Origin of the sequence: Bradyrhizobium sp. 154 (assembly GCF_023073875.1) — a bacterium.
In the GTDB taxonomy this organism is placed as follows: Bacteria; Pseudomonadota; Alphaproteobacteria; order Rhizobiales; family Xanthobacteraceae; genus Bradyrhizobium.
Window position 1 is genome coordinate 7,608 of the sequence record NZ_JADPKG010000088.1, and the last position, 9,923, is coordinate 17,530.

Here is a 9,923-nt window from a genome sequence, read left to right on the forward strand (position 1 = left end):
CCCGCGGTCGCGATCACCAGCGCGGGCGGACCGGTCAACCAGGCGAGCCAGACCATCACCGGCACGGTCGGCGTCGCCGATGCCGGCGCCACCGTCACCATCCTGGACGGCACCACCGCGATCGGCTCCGCCATCGTGCAGGGCAACGGCAGCTGGAGCACCACGGTCACGCTCAACAACGGCCAGAACTCGCTGACCGCGCGGGTGAGCGATGCGGCCGGCAATACCGCGACCAGCGGCGCGGTGGTCTATTTTGTGGGCCTGACCGGCGCCATTCTCGGCGACGCCGGCGACAATACCCTGACTGGGACTGCCGGGAACGATGTATTCCAGGGCTTTGGCGGTAATGACATATTCAACGGCTTTTCGGGTGTTGATCGAGCGGTCTATGTCGACGCGACCGGGGGCATTATCGCCGATCTGACGGCAGGGACCGTGACGGGTCCAGGTGTCGGTACCGACACGTTGATCGGTATCGAAGCCATCCAGGGCAGCAACTTTGCCGACCATTACTCGGCGGTCGGCTTCAGCGGCAATTCCGGGGTCCCTGGTACACCAATTGGCCTCAACAATTTCGAAGGCTTGGGGGGAGATGACATCATCGCCGGAACGGTCAATCCTTCCGGCGAGAGTCTGACTCGCATTTCCTATGTCAGTGCGACAGCGGCAGTCGTCGTAGATTTCGCCGCGGGAACGGCGAACGGCGATTCGTCAGTCGGCAGCGACACTTTCACCAACGTCAACTCGGTCATTGGGTCGGCATTTGGAGACACGCTGCGGGGCAGCGACAATCCGAATGGTACGTTCGAGCAATATGACGGTCGTGGCGGCAACGATCTGATCGATGGCCGCGGCGGCTACGATTTCGCCATCTACAACAACGACGTCGCCACAGCCACGGGTATAACCATTAATCTTGCAAGCGGAACCGTCACTGGGGATGCGACGATCGGGACCGATACGCTGCGTTCAGTGGAAGCCGTCCGCGGCACCAATTTCGCTGATACTTACGATGCAACCGGTTTCAGCGGCACCAGCACCAATGCCGGATCGAGCGGCACCTTCAACAATTTTGAAGGCATGGGCGGCAACGACGCCGTCATCGGTAATCGCAACACCCGAATCCAATACACGCAATCAAGCGCCGGCGTGACCGTCGATTTCCTCGCGGGCACGGCGATCGGCGATGCCTCGGTGGGTACCGATACATTCACCGGCGTCAACGCCGTCATAGGCTCGATGTTTGCCGACATCTTTTCCGGCAGTGGCGCCAACGAGAACTTCATGGGCCTTGCCGGCGATGATTTTATCGACGGAAAAGGCGGCTTCGACACGGCGCAATATGCCAACCTCACCTTCACGACGGGTGGGATCAGCGTTCACCTTGCAGCTGGAACGGTGACAGGCGATGCCTCGAGCGGCACCGACACCTTGCGTTCAATCGAAGCCATTCAGGGCACTAACTTTATCGACACCTATGACGCGATCAATTTCGGCGTCACGGGAGCTATCGATGCCGCTACCGGCCTCCCCTATGCCAACGTCAGCAACAATGGCACCTTCAATCAATTTGAGGGAATGGGCGGTAACGACATCATCACCGGCAACGGCAACACGCGTCTGACCTACGCCAATGCGACCGGCCCTGTGACAATCACTTTCAGTCTCAATAGCTGGACCAGCACCACCAGTGGCGCGTCGGGGACCCTAACCGGTGATGGGTCCGTAGGCACCGACACCTTCTCGGGCGTTGGCTCGGTGTCAGGGTCGTCATTTGCCGACACCATCACCGGCTCTAACAATCCCAATGGTACAGCGGAAGATTTTGCGGGTCGCGGCGGCGATGACTTGATCGACGGTAAAGCTGGTTTTGACAGAGCGTTCTACAACAACGACGGGTCTGCGTCAGGTATTCAAGTCGATCTGGCTTCGGGCGTGGTGACCGGCGACGCTTCGATCGGAACAGACACTCTTCGGTCAATTGAGGCGATCCGCGGGACCGCCTTCGCCGACACTTATGTCGCGACCAATTTCGGGGTCTCCGGGCCGAATCTCGGCGATTTCGGTACTTTCAATGAGTTTGAGGGGATGGCCGGCAATGACACCATCACCGGCAACGGCAATACCCGCATTGCATTCTACAATGCCCTGGATGGAGTGACCGTCGATCTCGCCGCCGGCAACTCGCACGGGACGGCCCCTGGTGATGCCGCAGGTACCGGGACAGACACGTTCACCGCCGTGAATGCCGTCCGCGGCTCTTCGTTTGCCGACGTCATCCTCGGAGATGCCAATGCCAATACGCTCGACGGCAGGGATGGCAACGACCGGATCGATGGTCGTGGCGGTGCCGATACCCTGACTGGCGGGAACGGCTCTGACACCTTCGTCTATGCCAATGGCGGCGGAGCAGACACCATCACGGACTTTGACCGCACCCAGGGCGACAACATTGATCTGACAGGGTTGTCCGGCATCTTCACGCTCGCAGACGTTCAATCGAAATCGACGGTGAGTGCTGGCAATACCATAATCAGTTTCGGGAGCGGAAATACTCTGACGCTGATTGGTGTAACAAGCCTCCAACAAAGCGACTTCATCTTTCCGAACGCCACTAACGGCACCTCGAGCCCGGATGTGCTGCTCGGAACGAACCAAGCGGATGCAATTTACGCGCTTGCAGGAAATGATCGGCTTCAGGGATTCGGCGGCAACGATCTGCTCGATGGCGGAGCCGATTTCGACCGCGCTGTCTACACCGATGCCACGGGCGGGATCTCGGTCAACCTTGCGGCGGGCACGGCATCCGGTCCAGGAATGGGCACCGACGCGCTCGTTGCGATCGAAGCTGCGATTGGCAGTGATTTCGCGGACACATTCAATGCGACCGGTTTCGCAGGAGCCACCGGTATTCCCGGTACACCGGTCGGGTTTAACGAGTTCGAGGGTCGAGGCGGCAATGACACCATTGTAACTGCCGTAAACTCTTTGGGCGCGGCTCTGACGCGGGTTTCTTATGTGAGCGCCACCGCGGGTGTGACTGTCGATATCGCGGCCGGAACGGCGGATGGAGATGGATCCGTTGGTCACGACACGTTTGTCGGCTCGGGCATTATTGCAGTCTGGGCCTCTTCATTCGCCGACACCCTTTTCGGAAGCAACAATGGATTCGGCACGATCGAAGTATTTGCCGGCTTCGCTGGCGACGACGTGATCGACGGCCGCGGCGGCTTCGACCGTGTCGACTACAATAACGATCCGACCACCACGTCAGGTATCACCATCAATCTCGCGGCGGGCACCCTGACGGGAGATGCCACCGTTGGTCATGATACACTTGTGTCGATCGAAGCTGTCCGCGGCACCAATTTTGCCGACACCTACAACGCCTCCGGGTTTAGCAACACCAGCACGAACTCCGGTTCATCGGGGACCTTCAACGAGTTCACCGGCGAGGGCGGCAACGACATCATCACCGGCAATGGCAACACGCGTATCGGATTCAACAATGCGACCGCGGGCGTTGTGGTCGACATAGCAGCCGGCACGGCTACCGGTGACTCCTCGGTCGGAAGTGACACGTTCACCGGCGTGAATGCCGTCATGGGCACGATGTTCATCGATTCCCTGTCGGGAAGCGGCATCAACGAGACATTTACCGGACTTGGCGGCAACGACACGATTGACGGTCGCGGCGGCTTTGACACAGCCAGCTACAACAACATCTATCTTTCGACCGGCAGTGTCACCATTGACATGGCGAACGGCACGGCCACGGGCGATTCTTCGATTGGCGTGGACACGCTGCGCTCGATCGAAGCTATCCAGGGAACCATCCTTGCCGATACCTATGTGGCAACGGGATACGGCCTCGCAGGCGCTCTTAACGTCGGCAACAACGGCAGCTTCAACCAGTTCGAGGGGCTTGGTGGTGACGATGCCATCACCGGCAATGGCAACACGCGTCTGATCTACGCCAATGCGACCGGTCCTGTGACAATCACTTTCAGTCTCAATAGCTGGACCAGCACCACCAGTGGCGCGTCGGGGACCGTGACCGGCGATGGGTCCGTAGGCACCGATACCTTCTCGGGCGTTGGCTCGGTGTCAGGGTCGTCATTTGCCGACACCATCACCGGCTCTAACAATCCCAATGGTACAGCGGAAGATTTTGCGGGTCGCGGCGGCGATGACTTCATCGACGGTAAAGCTGGTTTTGACAGAGCGTTCTACAACAACGACGGGTCTGCGTCAGGTATTCAAGTCGATCTGGCTTCGGGCGTGGTGACCGGCGACGCTTCGATCGGAACAGACACTCTTCGGTCAATTGAGGCGATCCGCGGGACCGCCTTCGCCGACACTTATGTCGCGACCAATTTCGGGGTCTCCGGGCCGAATCTCGGCGATTTCGGTACTTTCAATGAGTTTGAGGGGATGGCCGGCAATGACACCATCACCGGCAACGGCAATACCCGCATTGCATTCTACAATGCCCTGGATGGAGTGACCGTCGATCTCGCCGCCGGCAACTCGCACGGGACGGCCCCTGGTGATGCCGCAGGTACCGGGACAGACACGTTCACCGCCGTGAATGCCGTCCGTGGTTCAGCCTTCGCTGACCTCATATTCGGCGATGCCGGCAACAACACATTGGATGGGCAAGCAGGAAATGACGTGATCCAGGGGCGCGGAGGCGCCGACACGTTGATAGGAGGAGCGGGAAACGACCAATTCGTCTTCACCGCGGTTTCCGACTCTACGATTGCAAGCCATGATACGATCAGTGATTTCGTTCATGGTGCAGATCTCATCGACACCTCGGCGATCGCGGGAGTGACGAGCGTGCAGGGCCTGCTAAGTGGAGGCGCCCAAGTTGCGGCGCATAGTATCGCTTGGATTCAGAGCGGCGCGAATACCATTGTCTACGTCAACAGCTCGGGCGTTGCGCAGAACCAAGGGTCGGCGGATATGGAAATTGTCTTGACCAGCGTCACTGCGAATACTTTGACCAATCAGGACTTTCTCTTCCAGATCTAACGGCGCAGTCGTAAACGTGCGCATTGAACGCTGCTCCTAGCCACAGCGTCAAGGAGACCGCCTCGTGTGCCGTTCGGTGACCCGCGCAGCGCCTGCTGAGAAAGCGCGGCTGGCGCGGCTTGCCGCTGAACGTGCAAAGAAAACCGAGCAGGACAAGGTGGCAGCCACGGCCAAGGCTGCTGAGGATGCGCGGCTCGCCGCCGAGAAAGCCAAACAGGTCGAGGAGACGAAAGCCGCCGCAGCCGAGCAACGGGGACTTTTAAAGGAGTTGCACGTAGGGTGAGTATTAAGGGATAGAATGCTCGCGAGGCGCTACAAGGCTCTCAACGCCATTCCTCAGGCAGCCCTAGCGCAAGATGAGCGCTCAAAGAAAAGCCCTGCTCGAAATCGCTGAGGAGTGGGCGCGCATCGAATACTGCGAACAGCACAAGCGCGGCAGTCCAAACGGGCGCGACTAAGGTTTGGGGCTACTCATTGGCAACAAGCGTTGAAACGATCGTTTCGGCTTATGTACGTCTGAAGAACCGGCAAGCCCTGGAGAATATGCAAGATCTTCGGCGCCAGTTGCTCGAACAGCTGCAGTGCACATCCAGCATCAACCCGGCTGACTCTCGAGATGCTCTGCTTGAGGACCTCCGGGTGATTGAGGATGGACTGGAGCAGCTCCAGCTGAGGCAGTAACGGGCGGCCGGCCAGTTCACGCAGACCTATGTGTTAACCAGGAGGTGCCGCGCCGACGTACGGAACGTCGCGGCACACGCAAGAGCTGCAGCGCCTGCGGTCTTGTCGCCGGGGCCATGTGAGAAGTGTTCACTTTGTAACACAGGTGAATGCCCGCCCCCGAGGGCGTGATATTCTGCCCGAATGCCAGAGACCGCCCCCCCGCCGAACTATTCGCACCGCTCGCTTGAACTGCTCTGCGGGCACCAAGCCGCCCTAACTGGCAATCCGAAAGCAAAGCGGGAGCTCGAGGAGATGGCCCGCGAGTACAAGCAAATGGCGGACTGGCACGAGAAGAATCCTAAGCCTGAAGAGTAAGGCCGCCTCAGTTGGTGGTCGGAGTGGCTTAATTTACTCGCGACGTGATCTCGCGAACATCACCCGGCCGGAGGTTTAGGGCTTCCATCTCCTGATCGCTCAACTCGTTATCGAGCAGGGCCGCGTTCCATCCTTCCGGAACGACATCCAAGACCGCATTAACCGCTTCGTCGCGAGGTGCCGCCACCGCCCAAAGCTTATGCTCTCGATTATCGGTCATGACCCGGACCAAGTGGATTTCCGATGCATTTGCCATAACCATTATGCGCACGACTTGCTTCTGTTCCAAACCGCGCAAGCCCGGCTTGGTTGGCGCCACCCACGCCACATCCGGAGTTATCTAGCAAGGAACGACTCTCCAGCCGAGAGGATTAAGATTTCGGTCTGTGGCGATATCTGGACCACTCCAGCTTCGCGACATCCACCCGGGACGGCCCATCGTTCGAACGCGCGTTTGGCGATGGGTCGGTTCTCGCTAGACCGCCGGCCTCTCCCTAGGAACTAGTAGCAGGCGTCTGGATTGGTGCTGTGCTCCGGCTCCAAGCCCCCCTGCGTGCCGGAGCGTCCCCAACGGCCCCAGCCGCCGCCAAAATGCTGGGGCCGCTGGCCATCAGTCCCTCGCTGCAGGCGCGCAGGATGGCGGCCACGCTTGCCGCAGGCATGGCAGACGAATCGCGGCTCGACCTGAGATATCCGGAGCCCGTCAGGGCCACTTGTCGACCTGGTCGGGCAGAGAGCTTCACGTTGTGGGCGCAGCTGGCAGAAGGCGATCAGATCTCGGACGCCTCTCGCGCGCATATCGCCGAGCGTAATCTTGACGGGGCGGCCGTCGACTTCGGTGCTGGTAAATGTCGGCTCGGGCGAGGCATGCCGCGATCAAAGCCGCATCGTAAGCACCTCGTTAATTATCAATCCCTTGGGCCGCGGAACGCGTGCGAGCTACTGGCTCGTGGGCGTGGAAAAGGCGATTGCAGAGCGCTCGCAGTCGACAGCGGCTGGCGGCACACCGCCGCCGGCTGAGGCGGTGAACGACAAGGGCGTGGGGCGATGGTCCCCCGGGCGCGCTCAGTCTGGGATTTGGGCTCGGACAACCAGCGTTGGCGCAAATGGCTTGCCAGCTAATCGAGAGCGGCCGTTTTTTGGGTCATAATTTCGTCGGCCACGTGACGACACGTCGTTAGGACAAATGCCGCTTTGCTGCATTGCCATTCATTACCGAGGGCAGCACTTGAGACTGGCTCGTGAGCGGCCAATCCTAATAGAGCGGCCGCGCCGATCAGCAAATTTACGACAACGAGCTTGCGTGCTTTGCGAGTCCACGTTGGGCTAATCATAGGGATAGTTCCCCTTCTGGGACATGCACTGGAAGAGAGAAGCCTGGGCCTCGTTTGTTTCAGGCCAACTTCGCAGCCCAGGGAAAATGGTTTCACGGCGATGATCTGGAGGATCGATTCGGAGACGTCTCGGTTAGGCGAGCATGGGCATCCCTTGCTTGTCCTACTTGTCTCTGCTTGCGTGAGCTCTGATGGGGTCACTTCCGGTTCGACATTAGGCCAGGGGCACCATGGGTGAGACCTCAATGAACCGCCCCCAAGTCGACAGCCGGCTGACGCAGCAATCTCAGGCGTAAAAGCAGACCTGAATGCTGCGCGCGCGAGAGCTTCCCGTTAGAGCTGACGAGGACGCCAATGGAGCCGGTGACGACTAGCAAGGTCCCTGCGATCATCAGGAAGTGCGGCAACTTCAAGGTTGCGAAAAGAGATATCCCTGAGTGGCAGCAAGACGAGCGGGTTCACCATTCAGGGGAGTGTCCGCCCTGGGGGTAAAGCGGAAAGCATATGCTCGCGCTGAGTTCTTCTCAGATTGACCCTGAGCGGAACCTGAGCTGTTTGTGGAATCTCTGATTGAGATTGTCACGAGCATAGGCGACTCATACTCAAAGTGCTTCGGCCGGGAAGAGGGTACCAACGGGTCACCGCGCATACGAAACTACTCGAATGCCTTGAAAATCGGTTCGGTAAAGTTCGTGCCAGCCACGCCGTCGCAGTTCGTCGGTGAACTCAACCACCCGGGACAGCTCGGTGGGTTGCTCATTATGAAGGCCAAATACGCCAAACAGAGCGGAAGCCGGCATTGTAACTGGCAGATCACCGATCCTCTTAGCACCCAATTCGCAGGATAGAGGCCTCTTGTAGTAACCGAGCGGGATCGCTCCGTAGGCTGGAACGACAAGCACACAATCCGTTGGTTGCATCCGCGTGTCCAAGAATGATGCCACACTGCGCCAATCGTCTTTCGGGTAGGCGTACACAGGTCGGCGCAAGAAGGGCAGGCTTGCCAAAGCGATGGCGGCGACAAACACAATTGAAAAGATCCCACTTCGCCAATCCTTGGCATACTTTGTCCAGCCGAACCCGGACAGTAGCAGCAGAGGTGGATGAGAGCCTATTACGTACCGTGCTAGGAACATGGGTTGCCATAGGATCGAAACGACAATTCCGACTACCAGTGGGACGACGACCCAGGCGCATAGGAAGGCCAAATCTCGGCGCCGTGCCCCCACCACGCCGAGAACTGCACCGATCAGTGTGATGCCAAAAAACAATTTTCCTCCCGCAAGGGCTCCCAGCTCTTTGCTCAAAAAAGCAGTGGTAAGTGGCGGTATCCAGAATCCGCCAGCATCAATTGTCCGAGCATGCCCAGCGAGTATCAATGCCCAAGGCATAAACCCGATGGCGACTATAGTATTCGATGTCACCCAGACCAGGATGGTCCTCCGCGAGAACCAAATGGGCAGCAGAAAAAGCGCGGCGAAAGCCAATGCGATCACAATCCAGTCGAGTAGTCCGTAAGGGTGCGAGTAAACCAGAGACAGTCCTGAAAGCGATATCCAGGCACCCCGCAGCGTGGATGGTGCCCGCAGATAGTAAAAGCAAGTAGCCGCGTAAAGGGTCGCGGCAAGGGCCAATAACGAATACATCCTTGCTTCCTGGGAATAAATTACACTGAACGGTGAAAGGGCCAACATAGCCGCACCGAACAGCGCCGCTTTTCGGCCGAGCGTCATTGTGCCTAACCAATACAGGACACCTATGTTTGCGAGGCCGAAGATCGCCGATGGAAAGCGGATGCTCCATTCGTCAGTACCCAGAAGCTTAATCGCGACGAAAATCGCTAGGTTGTTAAGAGGGGGATAATTATCCTGAGAGGTGCGTTGTATCAGCGCGGCAAGCCCGTCCTTGGCTTGCGTCCATGATACTACTTCGTCTAACCACAAACTTTCGCTTCCAAGATTGTGAAAGCGGAGCCAGCCAGCCACGGTGAGAACTACAGCAATTGCTGCGAACGTCGCCCCGTGTGTCCTCTGGGTTGCTTCCGTGGTTCCGAGCACACGAACCTCCCTAGTTATTCGAAGGGTCCTGGGCAGGCGCAGGACATTCCTCCGAGTCTGCAACCGGCTCATCGGGAATTCACACTGCAACTTCGCAGCTGTTGAATACGATCTCGGCAACCCTACGATAAAGCCGCTCGACAACAAAGGGCCGTTGTCATTTCGGATGAATACGAGTTCACTTGCTTTTGGAAAGAGACAGGCGCGAGCTAGCCAGCTCGCCGTGTCGGTCGGCCATGAAAGCGCCGCCAAGTCTGCTCCGGGTCGATTCTGTTGAAAAAGGCCGGCAGTATTTCGTTGTAATAGCTCCGTCGCGATTTGGCCGAACTGCTCAACCGCCTCTATGCGAGCCTCGGCTTGGGCATCGGGATCAGCTTGGCCATCTTTCGAAGGTTTTGGGCGGTGGCTGCGAGGATGAACTCGTCACGCGCGCCGTTTGGACCTCGTAAACGCAAAC

Annotated in this window: 4 protein-coding genes; 2 read left to right on the forward strand and 2 right to left on the reverse strand. The window is 58.6% G+C overall.

Going from position 1 to position 9,923, the window contains the following annotated elements; translation table 11 throughout:
* Positions 1–12: 12 nt before the first annotated feature.
* Both IVA92_RS21000 and IVA92_RS21005 read left to right on the forward strand, forming a co-directional pair.
* Positions 13–5,037 (forward strand): Ig-like domain-containing protein, encoded by a 5,025-nt coding sequence (locus tag IVA92_RS21000; RefSeq protein ID WP_346658130.1) that lies wholly within the window; start codon positions 13–15, stop codon positions 5,035–5,037.
* Between the two features lie 64 nt (positions 5,038–5,101).
* Positions 5,102–5,320 carry a hypothetical protein gene (locus tag IVA92_RS21005; RefSeq protein ID WP_247279348.1) on the forward strand — a complete coding sequence of 73 codons (219 nt, stop codon included), beginning with the start codon at positions 5,102–5,104 and terminating at the stop codon, positions 5,318–5,320.
* A 783-nt stretch (positions 5,321–6,103) separates the two neighbouring features.
* Here the strand turns inward: IVA92_RS21005 and IVA92_RS21010 are convergent.
* Positions 6,104–6,394 carry a hypothetical protein gene (locus IVA92_RS21010; protein ID WP_247279346.1) on the reverse strand — a complete coding sequence of 97 codons (291 nt, stop codon included), beginning with the start codon at positions 6,392–6,394 and terminating at the stop codon, positions 6,104–6,106.
* Between the two features lie 1,653 nt (positions 6,395–8,047).
* Positions 8,048–9,466, reverse strand: a complete 1,419-nt coding sequence (locus IVA92_RS21015; RefSeq protein WP_247279347.1) for a glycosyltransferase family 39 protein — start codon at positions 9,464–9,466, stop codon at positions 8,048–8,050.
* Between the last annotated feature and the right edge of the window lie 457 nt (positions 9,467–9,923).